At 71.5% G+C, this 20,887-nt stretch carries 18 protein-coding genes and 1 pseudogene; 11 read left to right on the top strand and 8 right to left on the bottom strand.

Annotation, left to right across the window (positions count from 1 at the left end; translation table 11 throughout):
* Positions 1-270 precede the first annotated feature (270 nt).
* Positions 271-1,008: pseudogene (locus ACTWQO_RS12510) on the top strand (lysylphosphatidylglycerol synthase transmembrane domain-containing protein); the annotation flags it as partial.
* A 92-nt stretch (positions 1,009-1,100) separates the two neighbouring features.
* On the opposite strand, the gene ACTWQO_RS12505 reads toward ACTWQO_RS12510, so the two are convergent.
* On the bottom strand, positions 1,101-1,871 hold the full coding sequence (locus ACTWQO_RS12505) for a creatininase family protein (RefSeq protein WP_443237320.1): 771 nt from the start codon (positions 1,869-1,871) through the stop codon (positions 1,101-1,103).
* A 38-nt stretch (positions 1,872-1,909) separates the two neighbouring features.
* Between ACTWQO_RS12505 and ribA the strand changes: the two genes are divergently transcribed.
* From ribA to ACTWQO_RS12485, 4 genes are all read left to right on the top strand, one after another.
* The gene (gene ribA / locus ACTWQO_RS12500; protein ID WP_443237319.1) at positions 1,910-2,569 is read left to right on the top strand and encodes a GTP cyclohydrolase II; all 660 of its coding nucleotides are present in this window, start codon (positions 1,910-1,912) and stop codon (positions 2,567-2,569) included.
* Between the two features lie 134 nt (positions 2,570-2,703).
* Entirely contained in the window at positions 2,704-3,849 is a 1,146-nt protein-coding gene (locus ACTWQO_RS12495; RefSeq protein ID WP_443237318.1) for an NAD(P)/FAD-dependent oxidoreductase, read from the top strand.
* Entirely contained in the window at positions 3,846-4,901 is a 1,056-nt protein-coding gene (locus ACTWQO_RS12490) for a saccharopine dehydrogenase (protein ID WP_443237317.1), read from the top strand. Before ACTWQO_RS12495 ends, ACTWQO_RS12490 begins: the two co-directional genes overlap by 4 nt.
* Complete coding sequence (locus tag ACTWQO_RS12485) at positions 4,894-6,024, top strand: saccharopine dehydrogenase family protein (RefSeq protein ID WP_443237316.1); 1,131 nt, start codon at positions 4,894-4,896, stop codon at positions 6,022-6,024. The genes ACTWQO_RS12490 and ACTWQO_RS12485 overlap by 8 nt, the downstream gene beginning before the upstream one ends.
* On the opposite strand, the gene ACTWQO_RS12480 is transcribed toward ACTWQO_RS12485, so the two are convergent.
* From ACTWQO_RS12480 to ACTWQO_RS12470, 3 genes are all read right to left on the bottom strand, one after another.
* Complete coding sequence (locus tag ACTWQO_RS12480) at positions 6,025-7,251, bottom strand: serine hydrolase domain-containing protein (RefSeq protein ID WP_443237315.1); 1,227 nt, start codon at positions 7,249-7,251, stop codon at positions 6,025-6,027. It abuts the gene before it with no gap.
* A gap of 64 nt (positions 7,252-7,315) precedes the next feature.
* Positions 7,316-8,656, bottom strand: coding sequence for an MFS transporter (locus ACTWQO_RS12475; RefSeq protein ID WP_443237314.1), 1,341 nt, complete (start codon positions 8,654-8,656; stop codon positions 7,316-7,318).
* Positions 8,653-9,216 (bottom strand): TetR/AcrR family transcriptional regulator, encoded by a 564-nt coding sequence (locus ACTWQO_RS12470; RefSeq protein WP_443237313.1) that lies wholly within the window; start codon positions 9,214-9,216, stop codon positions 8,653-8,655. The genes ACTWQO_RS12475 and ACTWQO_RS12470 overlap by 4 nt, the downstream gene beginning before the upstream one ends.
* Before the next feature lie 87 nt (positions 9,217-9,303).
* Between ACTWQO_RS12470 and ACTWQO_RS12465 the strand changes: the two genes are divergently transcribed.
* Positions 9,304-9,747 carry a PPOX class F420-dependent oxidoreductase gene (locus tag ACTWQO_RS12465; RefSeq protein WP_443237312.1) on the top strand — a complete coding sequence of 148 codons (444 nt, stop codon included), beginning with the start codon at positions 9,304-9,306 and terminating at the stop codon, positions 9,745-9,747.
* Between the two features lie 21 nt (positions 9,748-9,768).
* On the opposite strand, the gene ACTWQO_RS12460 is transcribed toward ACTWQO_RS12465, so the two are convergent.
* Positions 9,769-10,653 carry an NAD(P)-dependent oxidoreductase gene (locus ACTWQO_RS12460; protein WP_443237311.1) on the bottom strand — a complete coding sequence of 295 codons (885 nt, stop codon included), beginning with the start codon at positions 10,651-10,653 and terminating at the stop codon, positions 9,769-9,771.
* 104 nt (positions 10,654-10,757) lie between these two features.
* Between ACTWQO_RS12460 and ACTWQO_RS12455 the strand changes: the two genes are divergently transcribed.
* Both ACTWQO_RS12455 and ACTWQO_RS12450 read left to right on the top strand, forming a co-directional pair.
* Positions 10,758-11,345: a TetR/AcrR family transcriptional regulator gene (locus ACTWQO_RS12455; RefSeq protein ID WP_443237310.1), complete on the top strand. Its 588-nt coding sequence runs from the start codon at positions 10,758-10,760 to the stop codon at positions 11,343-11,345.
* A 99-nt stretch (positions 11,346-11,444) separates the two neighbouring features.
* Positions 11,445-13,523, top strand: a complete 2,079-nt coding sequence (locus tag ACTWQO_RS12450) for a tetratricopeptide repeat protein (RefSeq protein ID WP_443237309.1) — start codon at positions 11,445-11,447, stop codon at positions 13,521-13,523.
* On the opposite strand, the gene ACTWQO_RS12445 is transcribed toward ACTWQO_RS12450, so the two are convergent.
* A complete protein-coding gene (locus tag ACTWQO_RS12445; RefSeq protein ID WP_443237308.1) occupies positions 13,510-14,805 on the bottom strand; it encodes a hypothetical protein in 1,296 nt (431 codons plus the stop codon). The two genes, ACTWQO_RS12450 and ACTWQO_RS12445, sit on opposite strands and share 14 nt — an antisense overlap.
* 589 nt (positions 14,806-15,394) lie before the next feature.
* Here ACTWQO_RS12445 and ACTWQO_RS12440 point away from each other — a divergent pair.
* Positions 15,395-15,736: a VOC family protein gene (locus tag ACTWQO_RS12440; protein ID WP_443237307.1), complete on the top strand. Its 342-nt coding sequence runs from the start codon at positions 15,395-15,397 to the stop codon at positions 15,734-15,736.
* A gap of 68 nt (positions 15,737-15,804) precedes the next feature.
* Here ACTWQO_RS12440 and ACTWQO_RS12435 read toward each other — a convergent pair whose 3' ends face one another.
* Positions 15,805-17,151 carry an MFS transporter gene (locus tag ACTWQO_RS12435; protein ID WP_443237306.1) on the bottom strand — a complete coding sequence of 449 codons (1,347 nt, stop codon included), beginning with the start codon at positions 17,149-17,151 and terminating at the stop codon, positions 15,805-15,807.
* Between the two features lie 154 nt (positions 17,152-17,305).
* Entirely contained in the window at positions 17,306-17,971 is a 666-nt protein-coding gene (locus tag ACTWQO_RS12430) for a TetR/AcrR family transcriptional regulator (protein WP_210575182.1), read from the bottom strand.
* A 156-nt stretch (positions 17,972-18,127) separates the two neighbouring features.
* Here ACTWQO_RS12430 and ACTWQO_RS12425 point away from each other — a divergent pair, with 156 nt between their 5' ends.
* A complete protein-coding gene (locus ACTWQO_RS12425) occupies positions 18,128-19,006 on the top strand; it encodes a shikimate dehydrogenase (protein ID WP_443237305.1) in 879 nt (292 codons plus the stop codon).
* 96 nt (positions 19,007-19,102) lie between these two features.
* The gene (locus tag ACTWQO_RS12420; RefSeq protein WP_443237304.1) at positions 19,103-20,887 is read left to right on the top strand and encodes a bifunctional sugar phosphate isomerase/epimerase/4-hydroxyphenylpyruvate dioxygenase family protein; all 1,785 of its coding nucleotides are present in this window, start codon (positions 19,103-19,105) and stop codon (positions 20,885-20,887) included.

The following is a 20,887-nucleotide window of genomic DNA, read 5'->3' as shown; positions in this document are numbered from 1 at the left end:
GAGCCTGCTCCGGTCGTCGACGTTCGCTCCGCCACGGAGTCTGCCCTGGTCGCCGATGGGTGCCGGGCCGCTGTCGATGGATCGCCCGCGACGGACCGCGCTCTGGTCGACGAGTCGCAGCCCGCCACCGATCCCATCACGGCCGGTGACGCTCGCCCAGCCGCCGACAAGCCGGCCGCGACCACCCCCCGCCCCACCTTCCTGCGCCGGGTCCGCCCCCACCTCGGCACCATCGCAGGTGTCGCCATCCTCACCGTGCTGCTCTGGCGCATGGGCACCGGCGTCTTCCTGGACGGGCTGCGGCGGATCGACGCGGTGACGTTGGTCGCCGCCGTCGGGATCGGCGTCGTCACCACCGTGTTCAGTGCGTGGCGCTGGGCGCTGGTGGCGCGTGGGCTGCGGATCCGGTTGCCGTTCGGGCCGGCCGTGGCCGACTACTACCGGGCGCTGTTCCTGAACGCGGCCCTGCCGGGCGGCGTGCTCGGGGATGTGCACCGGGCGGTGCGGCACGGGAAGAGCGAGGGCGACCTCGGCCGCGGCGTACGGGCCGTCGTACTCGAACGGGCCGCCGGACAGGCCGTGTTGGTCCTCGTCGGTGCCGCGGTGCTGCTGACCATGCCGTCACCGGTGCTGGCCCAGGCCCGGCAGTTCGCGCCGCTGCTCCTGTTCGCGGCGCTGGGCGCGAGCGCGGTCGTCCTGGCGCTGCGGATGAACCGGGCGCCCTCCCGCCGCAGGCGTGCCCTGCGCTCGACGCTCGGCGAGGCACGCCGGGGCCTGCTGTCCCGCCGCAACTGGCCCGGCATCGTCGTGTCGTCCGTCGTCGTGCTGGCGGGCCACATCGCGATGTTCGTGCTCGCGGCCCGAGTCGCGGGCTCCGCCGCCTCCGCCGTCGTACTGCTGCCGATCGCGGTGCTCGCCCTGCTCGCCATGGGCCTGCCGCTGAACGTCGGCGGCTGGGGACCCCGGGAGGGCGTCACCGCCTGGGCGTTCGGCGCCGCCGGGCTCGGCGCGAGCAGCGGACTGGCCGTCGCCGTGGTGTACGGCGTGCTCAGCTTCGCGGCCAGCCTGCCCGGCGTCCTCGTCCTGGTCGCCCGCCGGCGCTACCCCCGTGCGTCCCCCGCGTCGCCCGTGAACAACGACAAACACGCGCCGAAGGAATCCGCGAGGCTCTCAAGGAGGGCCTTCCCTTTTTCCGCCGAACCCAGCGAAGGACGCCCGATGACACCCGAATCGGTATAGGCGGACATTCCGCGGGTCAGCAGATGGCGCCGGTCGTCAGCGACGAAATCAGCGGTCTCATAACCGGACCTGACCAATTCGGGATGAGCGTGCAGAAGGATGGAGGTCTCAATTTCCCCCGCGTGCATGTCGGTGAGCAACGAGGTCCGCACCCCCGCCCGCTCCCGCGCCGTCTCCCAGTCCTCCGCGGCCGGGAACAGCGCCATCGACTCACCTTGCGCGGAGGATTCCTGAACGACGTTTCCCAGTACATAGTTTCCGCCGTGCCCGTTGACCAGCACCAGGGCGTCGACGCCCGAGCGGCGGAGCGAAGCCGCTATGTCCCGTACCACCGCGTGAAGGGTGACGGAGGAGATGCTGACGGTCCCCGGCCAGGCCGCATGCTCGTGCGAGCAGGAGATCGTCACCGGAGGAAGGAGGTGCACCGGGTGCGCGGCGGCAATCTCCCGCGCGACGGCACAGGCGACGAGCGTGTCGGTGGCCAGCGGAAGGAAGGGACCGTGCTGCTCGAAGCTTCCGACGGGAAGGACGGCGACCTGCCGTGAGACGCCTGCCCCGCGCGTGCGTACATCCTCCGTGGTGTCCGCCGGCAACAGCCCGTATGCCGCCGAACGCGTTCCCGAAACACTCATTTCCTCACGGCCCTTCGTCTCTGCTTAGGAACCAGATCATGACAGAAAACATTGGCGTACTCGGCAAGAAGTCTCCACAGCGGACGGGCGTGGAGCGCGTCGTGAATGCGCCGTTGCCCACGGTGTACGGGGAATTCCGCGCGGTCGGCTATCTCGACCACGATCGCGGGGACGAGCAAGTGGCCCTGGTCCACGGTGACATCGGCACGGACGACGTCCTCACCCGGCTGCATTCCGAATGCCTGACCGGTGACGCCTTCGGCTCCCAGCACTGCGAGTGCGGTGATCAACTCGCCTCCGCACTGCGCGCCGTCGCCGCCGAAGGGCGTGGCGTCGTCGTCTACCTGCGCGGGCACGAAGGCCGCGGCATCGGCCTGCTCGGCAAGCTGCGCGCGATGGCGCTGCAGGCGGAGGGCCTGGACACCGTCGAGGCCAACCTCGCGCTCGGCCTGCCGGTGGACGCCCGGGACTACGGCGTCGCCGCGCGGATACTCGACGACCTGGGCGTGCGCTCCGTACGCCTGATGTCGAACAACCCGCGCAAGCGCGAGGCGTTGCTGGAGCACGGCATCAAGGTCGCCGAGCAGGTCCCGCTGCTCATCCCGCCGTGCGAGAGCAACATCACCTATCTGCGGACGAAGCGGGAGCGCCTCGACCATCACCTGCCTCATCTGGACGCCGTGGCGCACTGGTCCTGATTGCCGTGGCGCCGGTCCGGACAGGAAGAGGGAATGACCGACGACGTCCTCTTCCTCTCCGGAGACCGGGCCGGGGGCCTGCTCGGCGTCGCCGTGGCCCGGGACGTGATCCACGCCGCCAAGGAGGCACATACGTGAAGCTGCAGGCTCGGGTCGTCGTCATCGGCGGCGGAGTCATGGGCACGAGCATCGCCTACCACCTCGCCCGTGCCGGCGTACGGGACGTCGTCCTGGTCGAACGGGACGAACTCGGGGCCGGATCCACCTCCAAGGCGGCGGGCGGCGTCCGGGCCCAGTTCTCCGACGAGCTCAACATCCAGCTCGGCGCCCGCAGCCTGGAGGCCTTCGGCCGTTTCCAGGAAGAGGTCGGCCACGACATCGGACTGCACCGGGTCGGCTATCTGTTCCTGCTGTCGACGCCCGAGCAGGTCGCGGGTTTCGAGGCGGGCGTCCGGCTGCAGAACTCCCTCGGTGTGGCCAGCCGCATGATCACTCCCGCCGAGGCGCACAGGCTCTCCCCGCTGATCAGCACCGACGGACTGCTGGCGGCAGCGTTCTCGCCGGACGACGGCCACTGCACGCCGGAGTCCGTCGTCCACGGCTACGCGACCGCGGCCCGCGAGTACGGCGCCCGGATCCTGCGCCACACCGATGTCACCGGCATCGAACGCGACGGCGACGCCATCACCGCCGTACGCACGACCCTGGGCAGCATCACCACCGACACCGTGATCTGCGCGGCCGGCGCCTGGTCGAAGGCCGTCGGCGCCATGGCCGGCGTGGACCTGCCGGTCGAGCCGTTACGCCGCCAGATCGCCGTCACCGAGCCGGTCCAGGGACTCCCGCCCGACCTGCCCATGACCATCGACTTCAGCACCAGCCTCTACTTCCACACCGAGGGCCCCGGCCTCCTCCTCGGCATGTCCGACCCCGACGAGCGCCCCGGCTTCGCCACCGACCCCCACGACCGCTGGATCCCCCGCCTCGCCGAGGCCATGCAGCACCGCGCCCCCGCCCTCTTCGACCTGCGCCGCACCGGCGGCTGGGCGGGCCTGTACGAGAACACCCCCGACCACAACGCCCTGATCGGCGAGGCGACTTCGCCCTCCCGCTTCCTCTACGCGACCGGCTTCTCCGGCCACGGCTTTCTGCAGGGACCCGCCGTCGGCGAGGTCGTCCGCGACCTGTACCTGGGCCGCGTACCCTTCGTGGACGTCAGCCCGCTCAGCGCCGGCCGGTTCGCGGCCGACGCCCCGCGTCCGGAGGCCAATCTCGTATGACCGAGCTCCACCTGTGGCTGCGCCACGAGGTCCGCTCCACCGAACGCCGCACCCCGATCGTGCCGTCCGACGCACGCCGGCTCATCGAGAGCGGAGCGGTGCTGACCGTCGAGGAGTCACCGCAGCGGATCTTCCCGATCGAGGAGTACGAGGCGGTCGGCTGCCGCGTCGCGGCGCCGGGCTCGTGGGTGTCGGCGCCCAAGGATGCCGTCGTCCTCGGTCTGAAGGAACTCCCTGATGAGCCGGGCACGTTGACGCACCGGCACATCTTCTTCGGGCACGCCTACAAGCGGCAGCCCGGCGCGGCGGATCTCCTGCGCCGGTTCGCCGCCGGGGGAGGCCGGCTCCTCGACCTCGAATATCTGGTGGACGACGACGGCCGCCGCCTCGCCGCCTTCGGTTTCTGGGCGGGCTACCTGGGCGCGGCCCTGGCGGTGCTCCATCACCGGGGCAGCCTCCGGGCACCCCTGCGCCCCACGTCCAAGGAGGAACTGGACGAGGCACTTCAGGCGCCCGGCGAGGAGTTCACCGCGCTGGTGATCGGCGCCCTCGGCCGCAGCGGGCGCGGCGCCCGCGTCGCCCTCCATGTCGCCGGGCTCGACCCCACCGCCTGGGACCTCGCCGAGACCCGCGACCTGGACCGCCGGGCCCTCCTCGACCACGACGTCATGGTCAACGCCGTCCTCGCCACCACCCCCGTCCCGCCCTTCCTCCGGGACGAGGACCTCGACGACCCCGCCCGCCGTCTGCGCACCCTCTGCGACGTCACCTGCGACGTCGGCTCGCCCCTGAACGTGCTGCCGGTCTACGACCGTGTCACCGACTGGACGGACCCGGTGCGCCGGCTGCGCAAGGAACCCCCGCTGGACCTCATCGCCATCGACAACCTGCCGTCCCTGCTGCCGCGGGAGTCCAGCACCGACTTCTCGTCGTCCCTGGTGCTCCAGCTGCTGGAGTTCGAGACCGGCGGGCCGTGGGGCCGCTGTCTGGACCGGTTCCACCAGGCCTGCCGTGAACTCGGCATCGCGGAAGGGGAGTTCCGCCATGGGTGAGCGCGTTCCGGCGAGCGGTACCGTGCACTGGATCGGCGCCGGACTGTCCACGGGCAGCGGACTTGCGGCGCTGTGCGACACCGCCGAGCGGGTACGGCTGTGGCACCGCACCGAGAAGCGCGCCGCCGAGGCCCTCGACGGGCGGGGCCTCACCGGTCGCGCCGAACCGCGCGCGTACACGCTCCCCGCGCTCACCGCCGAACTCGCGCCCGGGGATGTCGTCGTATCGATGCTGCCCGCGCCCGAGCATGCCGGGATCCTGGCGGCCTGCGTGCGGGGGAGAGCGCATTTCGCCTGCTCCAGCTATGTGTCGGAGGCGGTGCTCGAGCAGGTGCCCGCGGCGACGGAGGCCGGGCTGGTCGTCCTCACCGAGGCCGGTCTCGACCCCGGCATCGACCATCTCTTCGCGCACAGCCTCGTCGCCCGCGCCCGGGAGGCGATCGGCGACGACGCGGCCGCCTCGTACCGCCTCACCTCGTACTGCGGCGGCGTCCCCGCGGTCCCGAACGACTTCAGATACCGCTTCAGCTGGGCGCCCGCCGGAGTGCTGGGCGCCCTGCGCTCGCCCGCCCGTTACATCGAAGGCGGCGCGGAGGCCGTCGCCGAACGGCCCTGGGAGGTGACGCGGGAGCACGTCGTGGACGGCGAGACCTTCGAGGTCTACCCCAACCGCGACAGCCTGCCCTTCGTGGAGCAGTACGGACTGCCGCCCGCGTGGAAGGCGCAGACGTTCGTCCGCGGCACGCTGCGTCTGGAGGGCTGGCTGCGGGCGTGGGACGCCGTGTTCGAGGAGCTGAAGGCGGGTGACGACGCTCGGATCGCGGCCCTGGCACAGGAGTTGGCGGCCGCGTACCCGACCACGGAGGCCGACCGGGACCGGGTGGTGCTGGCGGTGTCGCTGGAGGTGAACCAGTGGTCGGGCCGCTACCTCCTGGACCTGACCGGTGACGCGGAGGAGAGTGCGATGGCCCGCTGTGTCTCCCGCACCCTCGCGCTCGGTGTCCGGCACATCCTGGACGGCTCGCTGCCGCCCGGCCTGAACCGCGCCGCCGAGACCGCGGCGCGCTCGCAGGAATGGCTCACCGAACTCGCCCGGGAGGGCGTCGAGTTCACGCTGAGCTGATCAGTCCGTGACGGCCTCGTGCACGATCCTCTTGAGGTCGGGGAACATCGTGTGCGAGGTCCGGGGCCGCACCTGGGTCATGAACTGCACGGTCAGATCGCGGCTCGGGTCGACCCAGAAGGTGGTCGTCGCGACACCGCTCCAGCCGTACGTGCCCAGCCCTGAGGGTGCCTGCGTCCGGGCCGGGTCGATCACGACGGAGACGTTGAAGCCGAAGCCGACGCCCTCGTTGCCCGGTTCCTTGTGCGGGGGAGCGCCGAAGGAGCGCAGGTCGGCGCCGCCGGGAAGGTGGTTGGAGGTCATCAGGTCCACGGTCTCCGGGGCGAGCAGGCGGACGCCGTCGAGTTCGCCGCGGCGCCGCAGCAGCTCCATGAAGCGATGCATGTCGTACGCGCCGGCCACCATGCCGCCGCTGCCGGACAGGAACCGCGGTCTGCCATGCAGCGGCAGCCCGGGGATCGGCTCGATACCGCCGCCCTCGGTCTCGCCGTACAACTCGGACAGCCTGCCCGCCTTTTCGGCGGGGACCTGGAACCCGGCGTCCTGCATCCCGAGCGGACCGAAGATCCTCTTCTTGTAGAACTCGTCGAGCGACTGCCCGGACACGACCTCGATGACCCGGCCCAGGACGTTCGACGCCACCGAGTAGTTCCACTGCGTGCCCGGCTCGAACTGCAGCGGCAGGCTCGCGTACACGTCGATCGTCTCGGCCAGGTTCGCACCGGGAGGCACCGACGACTCCAGGTTGGCCTCGCGGTAGAGGGCGTCGACGGGGTGGGAGTGGTAGAAGGCGAAGGTCAGGCCCGAGGTGTGGGTGAGCAGATGCCGGATCAGCATCGGCCCGGAGGGCCGGCGGGTCCTGACATCCGCCCCGGAGCCACTGTCGTACACCTCGACGTCGGCGAAGACGGGCAGGTGCGCGGCGACCGGGTCGTCGAGCGACAGCTTGCCCTCCTCCATCAGCAGCAGTGCGGCGACCGCGGTGACCGGCTTGGTCATGGAGTAGATCCGCCACAGCGTGTCCGCCTCGACGGGCAGCCCGGCCGCGACGTCGCGCCGGCCGTGCGTGGTCAGATGGGCGACGTGTCCGCCGCGCGTGACAGCCACGAGGAACCCGGGCAGCCGTCCCTCGTCGACGTAGTGGGCGAAGTACTGGTCGAGGCGGTCCAGCGCCTTCGGATCCAGCCCCACCTCGTCGGGTTCGACCTCTTGTCGCAGCAGTGCCATCGGTGTCCTCCGTCGCTTTCGTCGAGGTGCGGTCCGGCATACCCAGCCGCCACGCCCTCAGACCTCATGGTCGCGTAGGAACGCGTATACGGTCGCTCGGATGGGCACGATCGACGCCCGACGTGGCGGAAAGCACAGGCAACGCGAGCCCCGCCACCGCGCCGACCAAGGCCACGCCGAAGAGCGCGACCAGCGCAAACGCGTGTCCGAGCCCCATCAGTGGCGTCACGACAGCCACCCCCACCGTCGGCCCGACATTCATCGCGGTCTGCTGCAATCCGCCCGCCACCCCGGCCGACGCGACCGCGGCCTGCCGCACCACGACATGCGTGGCCGCCACCATCACCGTGCCGAACCCGGCCCCCAGCAGGGCGAAGCCGGTGCAGAGGGCGAGGGTGCCCGACGCCCGGGAAAGGATCAGGATGCCGAGGGCGAGGACGACCATGGCCGCCACCGTCGTACGCCGCGCTCCGGCACGGCGCAGCAGCACCGCGCACAGGGGAGCCGCCGCCACCATCAGCACCGCCAGCGGCAGGCTGCGCAGGGCGCTCTGGAACGGGTCGAGACCGAGCGTGTCCTGGAGGACGTACGTCGCCACGAACAGTGTTCCGGACAGTGCCGCCGACGCGGCGACGAGAATGCCGAGCGCCGAGCCGACCGCCGGTGAGCGGATCAGGTCCGGCGACAGCGACGGGCTCGCCGTGCGCCGCTCATGCCGGACGAAGAGAACGGCCGTGACCAGGCCGAGCGCACTCGCGGCCGTCGGGCCGGAGACCAGCGTGTGGACCAGGCACGCGAGGGCCACCGCGAGCAGAAGGGCACCGGGGAGATCGAGCGCGGCGGAGGTCTTCGGCCGCTGCGGGCGCCGTACGGCGAGCGCGAGCACGCCGAAGACCAGGGCGGGCACGACATTGAGGAAGAACACCGCCCGCCAGCCCACCCAGGCGACCAACGCCCCACCCACGAGCGGCCCGACGGCGGCGGCCACGCCGATCGCACTCGTCCGTACGGCGATCGGCATGCGCAGCCGGTCGGCCGGATACGCGGCCCGCAGCATCCCGAGCGTCGCCGGTTGCAGCAACGCGCCGAACACCCCCTGGACGACCCGCAGTCCGATCACCCAGCCGACCCCGGACGCCAGCCCGATCCCCGCCGACGCGGCCCCGAAGCCGAGCATGCCGAGGGCGAACAGCCGATGGTGCCCGTACCGGTCGCCGAGGCGTCCCGCGAACACCAGCAGGGAGGCGACGGCGATGAGATACCCGGTGCCGGTCCACTGGACCTCCGCGAAGGAGGCGCCCAGATCCCGCTGCAGGGTCGGCTGGGCGACCGTCAGTACGGTGCCGTCCAGGGCGACGATCACCGCGCCTGACACACTCGCGGCGAGCGTGAGTCGGCGGTTCACTCGTCGCCCAGGTGGGCGTCGAGAGTCGCCCGCAGCAAGGGCTCGAAGTCCTCGGCGCCGGTGGCGAGTTGGAGGCTGCCCCAGGTCCAGAGCTGGGCGATGCCGTGCAGGTTGGCCCACAGGGCGCCCGCGAGAAGGCGGGGGTTCGTGTCGGGACGGGCCCGGCTGATGAGATCCACCAGGCGTCCGAACAGGGGCAGGCTGGTGTCGCGCAGGCCCAAGTGGTCGCTCTCCAGCAGATCGTGACGGAACATCAGCTCGTACATGCCGCGGTTGTGCAGGGCGAACTCCAGATGGGCCCGCCCCAGCGCCGCGATCTGTTCCCTGGGGGTGCCCTCTCCGATCGCCGACGCCCGTTCCCCGAGTTGAGCGAAACCGACGCGCGCGATGGCGGACAGCAGCTCCAGGTGGGTGGGGAAGTGGCGGCGCGGCGCCCCGTGCGACACGCCGGCCCGGCGGGCGATCTCCCGCAGGGTCAACGCCTGCGCGCCTTCCGTGGCCACCAGCTCCACACCGACATCGATCAGGCGGAACCGCAGTCCGGTCTCGGATTCATGCATAGACAGTGTCTACCAGTCGGCTGTAGACACTGTCTACCGAAGGGAGTGGAAGGGAATGGGGAGGGCCCTCGCGCCGGTTGTTCCGACATGACTCACGACTCGTCTCAGGACGCACTGCTGGCGCTGCTCTCCGAGACCAAGGCCGGCGTGCTGGTCACCCTCAAGCGCGACGGACGGCCCCAGTTGTCGAACGTCAACCACGCCTACTACCCCGACGAGCGGACCATCCGCGTCTCGATCACGGACGACCGCGCCAAGACCCGCAATCTGCGCCGGGACCCCCGGGGGTCGTACCACGTGACCACCCCCGACACCTGGGCGTACACGGTCGCCGAGGGCACGGCCCACCTCTCGCCCGTCGCGAAGGACCCGTACGACGAGACGGTCGAGGAGCTGATCCGGCTCTACCGGGACGTGCGGGGCGAGCATCCCGACTGGGACGACTACCGGGCCGCGATGGTCCGTGACGGGCGGGTGGTGCTGCGGCTGAAGGTGGAACGGGCGTACGGCATTCCGCGGAGCGCCCGCTAGGGCCTGACCCGCCGACCTGCCCTAGGCCGCGCCGCCGTTCTCCGTGCGTGCCTCGATCGCGCGGAGGACGGCCGCCATGTCCTCGCTCCCGTGCCCGAGCGACACCGTCTCCTCGAACAGGGCGTGGCAGACGTCGAGCAGGGGAGAGGCGAGGCCGGTGGAGCGGGCAGCTTCGGCGATCAGCTGGTTGTTCTTCAGTACGTCCCGGGCCGCCGCCTGCGCCGCGAAGTCACGGGCGAGGAGCTTGGGTGCCTTCATCCGGGAGACCGCGCTGGCCATCGGACCCGCGTCCAGGACGTCCAGGAACAGCCCACGGTCCAGGCCGTGCCGCTCGGCGAAGTGGTACGCCTCGGTGAGGCCGGTCACCAGGGTGATCAGGAACAGGTTCACGGACAGCTTCATCAGCAGGGCGTTCGGGGCGGGGCCGCAGACGAAGGTCGTGTGGCACATGGGTGCGAGCAGCGGTCGCACCCGCTCCACCGCGTCCTCCTCGCCGGCCAGCATCGCCACCAACTGCCCGTTCTCCGCCGGGACCCGGGAACCGGACACGGGCGCCTCGACATAACTCCCGCCCGCCGCACGGACGTCGGCCTCCAGGCGGTGGGAGTACTCGGGCGAGGTCGTACCCATGGGAACGACGATCCGTCCGGCGACGCGCTGCTTGAAATCGGGGGTGCCGCGGCCGAGCACGGCGTCGGTCGCCCGGTCGTCGGCGAGCATCAGTATCACGACGTCCGCCCGCGTGAACACCTCGGCGGGGTCCGCTGCCACAACGGCACCGGCGGCGCGGAGCGGCTCGGCGCGGTCGGGGGTCCGGTTCCCCACGACGAGCGGGGTGCCGGAGCGGGCGAGGCGGAGCGCCATGGGCTGGCCCATGATCCCGAGGCCGATGAAACCGACGTGCACGAGGGACCGCCCTCCGCGGAGACGCAGCTATGACCGCCGTCATAGTAGCGTGCGTTATGACGGCGGTCATAGGGTGGACCCGAGAAGTTGAGGAGGGTCGATCCATGCCGGAGTCCGCGTACGGGCCACGCGAGCGGATGGTCTTCAGCGCCGCCCAGCTCATCCGGCGCGACGGCGTCACCGCCACGGGCATGCGCGATGTCGCCGCCCATGCCGAGGCCCCGCGCGGCTCGCTCCAGCACTACTTCCCCGGCGGCAAGGAACAGCTGGTCAACGAGGCCGTGGACTGGGCGGGCCGGTACGCGGGCAAACGCGTCGCGCGCTTTGTGGCGGGGATGGACGAGCCGACGCCCAGCGGGCTGTTCGCCGCGATGGTGCGCCAGTGGACGGACGAGTACGCGACGAACGGCTTCGCCGGCGGCTGCCCCGTCGCCGCGGCGACCGTCGACTGCTCCGGATCCGCCGCGTCCACGCGGGAGGCCGCGGCCACCGCGTTCACGACGTGGATCCGGCCGGTCGCGGAGGCGCTGGCCGGCATGGGCGTGCCGGCGGAGCGGGCCGAGCCGCTCGCCACCCTCATGATCAGCGCCCTGGAGGGAGCGATCCTCATCGCCCGCACCGAGCGGGACGTACGGGCCCTGACGACCGTAGCCCGGGAACTCGGCCCGCTGCTGGACGCCGCCCGCTCATGACCTTCGGATTCAAGTCGGTGTGCGGAACGCCGCGTTGATGTGCCGTCACATGCCGCTAGGGTTGATCAAACCTGGGACACGGACGGGGGAGAGCGCGGCATGGTGGATCCGATCTCGGTGGGCGCCATCGGCGCGGTGCTCGGAGCCGTCGGGACCGGTATGGCGAACGAAGCGGGCAAGTGGGCCTGGGAGTCCGCCGGTGGCCTGGTCCGCCGTATCGCCGGCCGGGAGGTGCCCGCGCCCACCACGCCCGGCCAACTGGACGACGTGGCCCGCCTGGTGCACGACCGGTTGCACGACGACCCCCGACTCGCCGCCACCTGGGCCCTGTTCGCCCGCGGCGTCCGGCGCCCCGAGGCGTCGGCCCGCCCGAGCCTCCCCGACGCGCCGCGCTTCTTCACGGACCGCCGCCAGGCCCTGAAAACCCTCGACAAGGAGGCCAGGCGCGCCTTCGACGGACGCCCCCGCAGGGTCCTCCTGTACGGCCCCGAAGGCATCGGCACCAGCACCCTCGCCGTCCACTGGGGCTGGCGGCAGACCAACAGCTTCCCCGACGGCCAGTTGTACGCCGATCTGCGCGCCCTCGCGCCGGAAGCGCTGCCCGGCACCCTGCTGCGCGGACTCGGCCTGCCGGACGAGGAGATACCCCCGGCTTCCGAGGACCGCGCCGACCTCTTCCGGCGCTGCCTCGCCGACCGGCGGCTGCTCCTCGTCCTCGACCACGCCCGGTCCGTCGCCCAGGTGCAGCCGCTGCTGACGTCGGCACCCGGCGTGTTCACCATCGTCATCGCCCGGCACCGGCTCCTCGGCCTCGACGCCCTGCCGGTCCAGGTCGGCCCGCTGGCCCGGCGGGACGCCGAACGGCTGCTCACCGATCTGGCCGGGAAGCCCGCGGTCACCGCCGCCCGCGCCGCGCTGCCCGCCGTACTCGACCGCTGCGCCGGCTCCCCGTACGCCCTGCGCGCCGCCGCACCCCGCCTGGCCACGCCACCCGCAGAGGCCCACGCCGTGCCCGAGAACGACCCGGTCGGCGCCGCAGCCGCGGACTCCTACCACCTGCTGACACCGGAGGCGGCCCGCCTCTACCGCCTCGCAGGCCTCCGCGACTGGCCCGCGCTCGACGCCGCGGCAGCTGCCCGTGCCGCGGACGTCACCGATGCCGCCGAGCTGCTGGACGAACTCACCGGCGCACTCCTCCTCGAACGCACCCCCGCCGGCCGCTACCGGTACCGCCCCGCCGTACGCGCTCACGCCGAACGCACGGCCGCCGCCGTCGACGGCATCGCGGCGTGTTCGGCGGCCGTCACCCGCGTCATCGAGGGCTACCGGGACCTGGCGGTGGGCGCGGCCCGGGCGGCGCTGCCGGAGAGCTGGCGGGTCCCCGACGCCGACTCACCGGTGTCCTTCCCGGACCGGGGCTCTGCCGTCGCCGCGCTGGCCGCCGAGGCACCCAACCTCGTCGAGGCGGTGCGCACGGCCGACGACTTCGGCGACCGGGACACCGTCGTCCTGCTCTGCCGTTCGCTGTGGCCGCTCCAGCTCAAGGCCGGACGCCACGAGGTCCTGCTCCCCGCCCTGCTCATCGGCGCCCGCACCGCCGACACCCACTTCCCCGGCACCCGCACGGCCGGTTCGCTGCACGCCCAACTCGCCCACACCCTCACGGAGTTGCGCTCCTGGGACGAGGCCGAACCGGAGGCCCTCGCCGCCGCGCGGGACGAGCAGGCGGCCGGTCATCCACGCGGCCACGCCTCCGCCGTCGAGTTCCTCGGCCTGCTGCGGCTGCGCCAGTGGCGGTTCGACGACGCGTACGCCTGCTTCGAAGAGGCGGACTCCCTCCTCGACGCCATCGGCCCCACCGACGAGGGAGCGGCCGATCTGCCGCGCGCCCGCGCCCTGTTGCAGCGCCACCGAGGACGGGCCCTGCGCGGCCTCGGCCGCCGTGACGAGGCCGTACGACGACTGGAAGGCGCCCTGCGCTTCTTCCGCGACAGCGGCGAGGCCTACAACACCGCCCGCACCCTCACCGACCTCGCCGAAACCCGGCTGGACGGCGACGAGTTCGAGGCCGCGCTGCCGTTGATCGAGGAGGCGCTCACGGCGCTGGAGGGGGAGAACGCCGCGTATCACGTTGCCCATCTGCGCGGGCTGCGCGAGCGGTGCGTCACACCGGAGTGACCGTGACCGGGTGGACGACGTCACCGGTGCGCACCGTCAGCCCCTGCGCGACCAGCTCCTCCGACGACTTGCCCACCGCGAGCCAGGCATGCAGCGCCGAGGCGTACACGGCCGGATCGGCGTCCGCACCGGGCCCGGCGTCCAGGCGCAGCAGCGCACCTGCCCGCGTGCGCACGACGCAGGCCCCGCGGCCGGTGACATAGGCGGCGAGGGCGCAGTGCTGATGCCGGTCCAGGACCTCAGCCGTCCAGTCGGCCGGGGATCCGAAGCGCGGGTCGTCGGCGTCTCCGTACCGGAACACCACATCCGCGTAGGGCAGTTGATCGGCCTCCGGGGTGTCCTCGTGGACGGCGGTGTGCGCCTCGCTCGCTTCGTCGTCCGGCGGATGCGGGCCCGCGTACCGGGTGACGGCGATCTCGCCGGAGCCCAGCAGCCGGGTGAGCACCAGCAACGGCACGGTGTGGGCGGGTGGTTCGTAGGGCGGGAGGGGGAGCGGTTCCAGGCGCGCGGGCTCATCGGCTTCGGGGATGCCGATGGCGTCGTAGAAGAGCCGGCGGAGCCGGGTTGCCGACTCGCCGGGTGCGGAGCTGATGAACTCGGCCGGTTGGGGCGGCGGTTGGTGGTGATCGAGCAGCGCCTCCATCTGCGGGCTCAGGGGGAGTCCGGGGGCCAGGCGGGGTGCGGTGCGGACGAATTCGTACACCGGGGCGTCCGGCGCGAGGCCCGAGAGGGGCGCGGTGCCCAGGAGCACGGGCACGCCGAGTGCGGCGGCGTAGTACGTGACCGAGCCATGGTCGCCGATCACCGCGTCGGCGGCGATCAGTGCCTGTCGCCAGCCGTCCAGTGGGTCGATCAGGGCCAGTCCCGCGCGCCGGGCGCGATGGAGCCAGGCGCGGATCTGGCCGGGGCCGTGACCGTGCCAGACGTTGGGGTGCAGGACGGCCGCGAGACGGTACTGGTCCGCCGGGAACTCCGAGGTCAAGCGGGGGAGAAGGGAGGGCAGTACGTCATCGCCGCCGTCGCCGAAGAGCGACTCGGGGTTCCATGTGGAGCTGAGGACGATCAGGCGTTGCCCCCTGCCGACGCCGAGGGCCCGGCGGAAGCGGTCGCGATACGGGCGGGCCGCCAGCATGCGGTCCCAGCAGGGGTCCCCGGCGAGTACGGCCGCCGGCGCGGCTTCGGGGCAGACGGTGCGCAGTCGCTCGTACTGCTCGGGGTGCGAGAGCACGAGCACGTCCGCCATGGGCTTGCCGTCCTCGTCGAGCAGCCACTCCGGCGACATCCCGAAGACCGGCGCCTCCTCGGCGTCCCCCGCTTCTCCCGCTCGCCCGGCGCCGGGTGTTGGGTGTTGGGTGTTGGGTGTTGGGTGTCGGCAGCCTCTTAGTATATCCGACACCGTGCGACAACACGGTCAATACACCGGAAACCGACCGCAGTTGACCGCCGAAGCTCGCCGAGACGGCAAGTGAGACCGGCACCTTGACCGCCTGCTCCCACGGCAGGACCGGCACTTCGGTGTCCGCCAGCAACTCCGCGAGGCCCGCGCGGAACGCCGACGACCCCGGGCTGGTCGCCAGCAACTGCACCCGCAGGTCGTCGTGGAACAGTGGCAGGACGTCGAGGAGGCGGGTCGCCGCGGTCACGTTGTGGACGACCAGGAGCACCTTGCGGGTGTCGCCGCGCGTGGCCCACCGCGCCGCGTCGTCGCCGACCGGCACCCGTATCCACCCGGCCCCCGCCACGCCCTCGCCCGCCTCTCGTCCCCGCTCATACGATCGGGCAACGATAGTGCCTGCCCTTGCCGCGGTGGACGTCGGACCACGTGCCGGCGGTGCTTGCCGCCCGCCCCGCCCGGGACTAGCCTCCGCCGCGTGATCAATGGAGCCCATGTGGTGATCTACACGCGCGACGCCGAGGCGGACCGCGCCTTCCTCCGGGACGTTCTGAAATGGTCGCACGTCGACGCCGGACACGGCTGGCTCATCTTCAAGGCGCCGCCCGCGGAGGTCGCCTGTCATCCGACGGAGGGTGAGCCGTCGCACGAGCTGATGCTGATGTGCGACGACCTCGACGGGACACAGGCCGAACTCGCCGCGAAGGGCGTGCAGTTCACCCGGCCGCCGGAGGATGCGTCCTGGGGGCGGGTGACGGCGTTCCGGCTGCCGGGCGGGGGCGAGGTCGGCCTGTACGAGCCTCGCCATCCGCGGGCCTAGGCGCAAACGCCCGAGTCCCCGGAGCCGTCAAGGGCGTCCAGGGACTCGGGGGCTTCAGTGGTGCGGGGTCAGGCTGTCACCGTCTCCCGCTGGGACGCCTCGCCGGGTGTCCGCTCGCCGAGGTGTTCCGTCGGTACCTTGTGGGTCTCGCGGGCCGAGAGGACGGCGATGACCGGCGGCACGCACAGGGCCGCGGTGAAGAGCGCCACCGACGACCAGTCGCTGCCGTCGGGGCCCGCGATCTGCGCGGCGAAGGTGACCGCGAAACCGGCCACGGCGAAACCGATCTGCGTGCCGATCGCCATGCCGGACAGACGGACCCGGGTCGAGAACATCTCGCCGTAGAAGGACGGCCATACGCCGTTCGCGGCGCTGTAGACGACACCGAAGGTGATGATGCCCAGCAGCAGGGTCAGCGGGTAGGAGCCCGTCGAGATCGACCACAGGTACAGGAACATCATCACCGCGCTGCCGGCGGCACCGATCAGATAGACCGGGCGGCGGCCGATGCGGTCGGACAGGGCGGCCCACAGCGGGATCGCGGCGAGCGCGACGAGGTTCGCGAGGGCGCCCACCCACAGCATGGAGGAGCGGGACATGCCCACCGCGTCGCTGGTCGCGTACGCCAGCGCCCAGACCGTGAAGATCGTGCTCACCGAGGCGATCAGCGCGCCCGCGATCACCCGAAGGACGTCCGCCCAGTGCTCGCGCAGCAGCACCACCAGCGGCAGCTTCACGACGCCCTCGGTGGCGGCCTGCTGGGCGAAGGCCGGTGTCTCCTCCAGCTTGCGGCGGATGACGTAGCCGACGACGGCGACCGCGATGCTCATCCAGAACGGGACCCGCCAGCCCCAGGACAGCAGCTGGTCCTCGGGGAGCGCGGCGACCGGGATGAAGACGAGCGTGGCCAGCAGCTGCCCGCCCTGGGTGCCGCTGAGGGTGAAGCTGGTGAAGAAGCCGCGCCGGTTCGGTGGCGCGTGTTCCAGCGTCATGGAGTTGGCGCTGGCCTGCTCGCCCGCCGCCGAGATGCCCTGGAGGACGCGGCACAGCACCAGCAGCACCGGAGCGAGGGTGCCGACCTGGGCACGCGTGGGCAGACAGCCGATCAGGAACGTCGAGACGCCCATCAGGATGAGCGTGAAGACCATGATCTTCTTACGTCCGACCCGGTCGCCGAAGTGCCCGAGGAAGAGCGCGCCGACCGGCCGTGCCGCGTACGCCACACCGAACGTGGCCAGCGACAGCAGGGTCGCCGTGGCCGGGTCCGACTCGTCGAAGAAGACCTTGGGGAAGATCAGCGCGGCGGCGGATCCGTAGATGAAGAAGTCGTAGTACTCCAGGGCGCTGCCTATCCAGGCCGCGGTCGCGGCTTTCTTCGGCTGCCCGGGCGGGGCGGAGGGGACGGGGACGGACACGGCGGCTCCTTTGAGGAAACTCCAACGTACGGGGGAGTGAGCGGCGGGGAGAAGGGCCGGATCTTCGGCTAATTAACCCACTGGGTAGTTAGTCCCGGTGGGTAGGGATGTTGCGCGCGCGTTTCCCCGCTGTCAAGGGGTCGGTCGTGCGCGTTCAGTCCGTCGCGCGGTCCGCCGTGAGGTAGGCGATCACCATGTCGCCCAGCATGGTCCGGTAGTGCTCGCGCTGGGCCGGGGCCACCAGGTCGCGGCCGAACAGGGCGCCGAAGGTGTGCCGGTTGGCGACCCGGAAGAAGCAGAACGAGCTGATCATCGCGTGCAGGTCGACGGCGTCGACGTCGGCGGTGAACAGCCCGGACTCCTGCCCCGCTTGAAGGATCCGGCCGATCACGTCCAGGGCCGGTGAACCGATCTTGCCGAGCTTCTCGGAGCCGGCGATGTGCTCGGCCTCGTGGATGTTCTCGATGCTGACCAGGCGGATGAAGTCCGGGTGTGCCTCATGGTGGTCGAAGGTCACCTCGGCCAGGCGCCGGATGGCCGCGACCGGGTCCAGATGCTCGACGTCGAGCTGCTGCTCCGCCTCGCGGATCACGCCGTACGCCCGCTCCAGCACGGCCGTGAACAGCTGCTCCTTGCCGCCGAAGTAGTAGTAGATCATCCGCTTCGTGGTACGGGTGCGGGCGGCGATCTCGTCGACGCGTGCCCCCGCGTACCCGGACCGTGCGAACTCCTGCGTCGCGACGTCGAGGATCTCGGCCCGGGTGCGGGCGGCGTCACGGATGCGCCCGTTGTTGCGTGCCGGTTCGTCGACGCTGGTCATCCGGGTTCCTTAGGGCAGGCGGTCCAGTGCCGGTGATTGTAGAAGCAGGCGCCCGTGCCTGGTTTCGGGTTTCCCGCTGGGGCTTCCCCCGGTCGACGGCTGCTGATATAGCTAACGTACTAGTTCGTACATTAGTGAGCCGCTCAGGAGGTCCGCGTGGCCAAGGACTCGTATCTCGTCGGACTGATCGGTTCGGGCATCGGCCCGTCCCTCAGCCCGGCCCTGCACGAGCGGGAGGCCGATCGCCAGGGTCTGCGCTATCTGTACCGGCTCATCGACATCGACACGCTCGGCGTCGGACCCGAGGCCGTGGGCGACCTGGTGCGCGCGGCGCGAGACCTGGGCTTCGACGGGCTCAACATCACGCACCCGTGCAAGCAACTCGTCATCGAGCACCTGGACGCGCTGGCCCCGCAGGCCGAGGCGCTCGGCGCGGTCAACACGGTCGTCTTCGAGGACGGCCGCGCGGTCGGCCACAACACGGATGTCACCGGTTTCGCCGCGTCGTTCGCGCGCGGGCTGCCGGACGCTCCGCTGGAGCGGGTCGTGCAGCTGGGCGCGGGGGGTGCGGGCGCGGCCGTCGCGCATGCCACGCTGACGCTCGGCGCCGGGCGGGTCACCGTCGTCGATGCGTTGCGGGATCGTGCTGCGGGTCTCGCCGGGGCGCTGAACCGGCACTTCGGCGAGGGGCGGGCAGCTGTCGGCACGCCGGACCGGCTGGCCCAGCTGCTCGCCCAAGCGGACGGGGTCGTGCACGCCACGCCGACCGGCATGGCCGCGCACCCGGGTCTGCCCTTCTCCGCGGAACTGCTTCATCCCGGGTTGTGGGTCGCCGAGGTCGTCTATCGGCCTCTGGAGACGGAGCTGCTGCGTGCGGCCCGTGGGGTTGGCTGCGCCACGTTGGACGGAGGTGGGATGGCTGTGTTCCAGGCGGTGGATGCGTTTCGGTTGTTCACCGGGCGGGAGGCGGACAGCGTGCGGATGCTGGCCGACATTGCGGAGATGGCCGGGATTGTGGAGAGCTCGGCGGGCTAGGTGGTCTGACGGCTGCGGGTTGTCTGTGGCTTGTCGCGCAGTTCCCCGCGCCCCTGACGGGGCGCTGTAGTTAGGCATCTTGGAGGAGTACCGGTCATGCGTACATCCATCGCCACCGTCTCGCTCAGTGGGTCCCTGACCGAGAAGCTGACGGCTGCTTCCCGGGCGGGGTTCGACGGGGTGGAGATCTTTGAGAACGATCTGCTGGCCAGCCCTCGTACCCCGGAGGAGATCCGCAGCCGGTGTGCGGATCTCGGGCTGAGCATTGATCTCTATCAGCCGATGCGGGACATCGAGGCTGTGCCGGACGAGCAGTTCGCACGCAATTTGCGGCGTGCGCGGCACAAGTTCGAGTTGATGCGGAGGCTGGGGGCCGACACCGTCCTGGTCTGCTCCAGTGTTTCCCCGCTGGCCGAGGACGATGACGCGCTGGCCGCCTGGCATCTGCGCCAACTGGCGGAGCTGGCTGAGGAGTTCGGGGTCCGGGTGGCGTACGAGGCGCTGGCGTGGGGGCGGCATGTCAGTACGTACGACCATGCCTGGCGGATTGTCGAGGCCGCCGACCATCCCGCGCTCGGTACCTGCCTGGACAGCTTCCATATCCTCTCCCGTGGCTCGGATCCCAAGGGCATCGAGGAGATCCCGGGTGAGAAGATCTTCTTCCTTCAGCTGGCCGACGCCCCGCTGCTGGCGATGGACGTTCTGCAGTGGAGCCGCCACTACCGCTGCTTCCCCGGCCAGGGCGGCTTCGATGTCGCGGGCCTTCTCCAGCATGTGATGCGCGCCGGATATGACGGTCCGCTCTCCCTGGAGGTCTTCAACGACGTCTTCCGGCAGGCCGAGGCCGGCCCCACCGCCGTGGACGCTCACCGTTCCCTGCTGGTCCTTCAGGAGACGGTCGGTCTGACCACGCCGCCCGCTCCCGTCGTCCCCACGGGTGTCGCGTTCGCCGAACTGGTCACACCCGATGCCGAACCCGTCTCGGCGGTGCTCGGTGCGCTGGGCTTCGCCCGTACCGCACGGCACCGCAGCAAACCGGTCGACCTCTGGCAGCAGGGTGAGGCACGTGTCCTGGTCAACACCGGTCCGGCCGCCCGCCGCGACGGCACCGGACTCGCCGCGATCGGCCTGGAGTCACCGGACCCGGTGGGCGCGTCCCGTCGTGCCGAGGCCCTGCTGGCGCCGGTGCTGCCGCGCCGCCGTGCCGCCGAGGACGCCCCGCTCGACGCCGTGGCGGCGCCCGACGGCACGGAACTCTTCTTCTGCGCCTCCGGTGCGGGGACCGAACTCCCCGACTGGCGGGGCGACTTCGAGGACGTGGCTGTCGGGGAGAGCACGGCGCACGTCACCCGCATCGACCATCTCGCCCTCACCCAGCCCTGGCACCACTTCGACGAGGCGGCCCTGTTCCACCGCAGCGTGCTCGGCCTGCACGCGCAGGAAAGCGTCGACGTGGCCGACCCCTACGGTCTGCTGCGCAGCCGCGCGGTCACCAACGCGGACGGCAGTGTACGGATCGCGCTCACCGTCTCGGCGGCACCCACCGACGACACGGTCCACGCCCAGCACATCGCGCTCGCCACGGACGACGTGGTCGCCGCGGCCCGCCGCTTCCGTGACTCCGGCGGCCGGATGCTGCCGATCCCCGCCAACTACTACGACGACCTGGCGGCCCGGTACGAGTTCGCCGACGGTGAGCTGGCGACGTACCGGGAGCTCGGGATCCTCTACGACCGTGACGCGGAGGGCGAGTTCCGCCACTGCTACACGCAGACGATCGGGCGGGTCTTCTTCGAACTGGTCCAGCGGGACGGCGGCTACCGCGGTTACGGCGCCCAGAACGCGCCGGTGCGGCTGGCCGCGCAGCATGCGGTGACGTGA

This window comes from Streptomyces sp. 4N124 (assembly GCF_052245395.1).
Taxonomy (GTDB): Bacteria; Actinomycetota; Actinomycetes; order Streptomycetales; family Streptomycetaceae; genus Streptomyces.
This window is presented reverse-complemented; position numbering and strand designations above follow the sequence as displayed.

Coding starts and splice junctions, on each gene's coding strand:
- ACTWQO_RS12505 (WP_443237320.1), bottom strand. CDS start 1,871: ATGAGTGTTTCGGGAACGCGTTCGGCGGCATACGGGCTGTTGCCGGCG.
- ribA (WP_443237319.1), top strand. CDS start 1,910: ATGACAGAAAACATTGGCGTACTCGGCAAGAAGTCTCCACAGCGGACG.
- ACTWQO_RS12490 (WP_443237317.1), top strand. CDS start 3,846: ATGACCGAGCTCCACCTGTGGCTGCGCCACGAGGTCCGCTCCACCGAA.
- ACTWQO_RS12485 (WP_443237316.1), top strand. CDS start 4,894: ATGGGTGAGCGCGTTCCGGCGAGCGGTACCGTGCACTGGATCGGCGCC.
- ACTWQO_RS12480 (WP_443237315.1), bottom strand. CDS start 7,251: ATGGCACTGCTGCGACAAGAGGTCGAACCCGACGAGGTGGGGCTGGAT.
- ACTWQO_RS12470 (WP_443237313.1), bottom strand. CDS start 9,216: ATGCATGAATCCGAGACCGGACTGCGGTTCCGCCTGATCGATGTCGGT.
- ACTWQO_RS12465 (WP_443237312.1), top strand. CDS start 9,304: ATGACTCACGACTCGTCTCAGGACGCACTGCTGGCGCTGCTCTCCGAG.
- ACTWQO_RS12455 (WP_443237310.1), top strand. CDS start 10,758: ATGCCGGAGTCCGCGTACGGGCCACGCGAGCGGATGGTCTTCAGCGCC.
- ACTWQO_RS12450 (WP_443237309.1), top strand. CDS start 11,445: ATGGTGGATCCGATCTCGGTGGGCGCCATCGGCGCGGTGCTCGGAGCC.
- ACTWQO_RS12445 (WP_443237308.1), bottom strand. CDS start 14,805: ATGTCGCCGGAGTGGCTGCTCGACGAGGACGGCAAGCCCATGGCGGAC.
- ACTWQO_RS12430 (WP_210575182.1), bottom strand. CDS start 17,971: ATGACCAGCGTCGACGAACCGGCACGCAACAACGGGCGCATCCGTGAC.
- ACTWQO_RS12420 (WP_443237304.1), top strand. CDS start 19,103: ATGCGTACATCCATCGCCACCGTCTCGCTCAGTGGGTCCCTGACCGAG.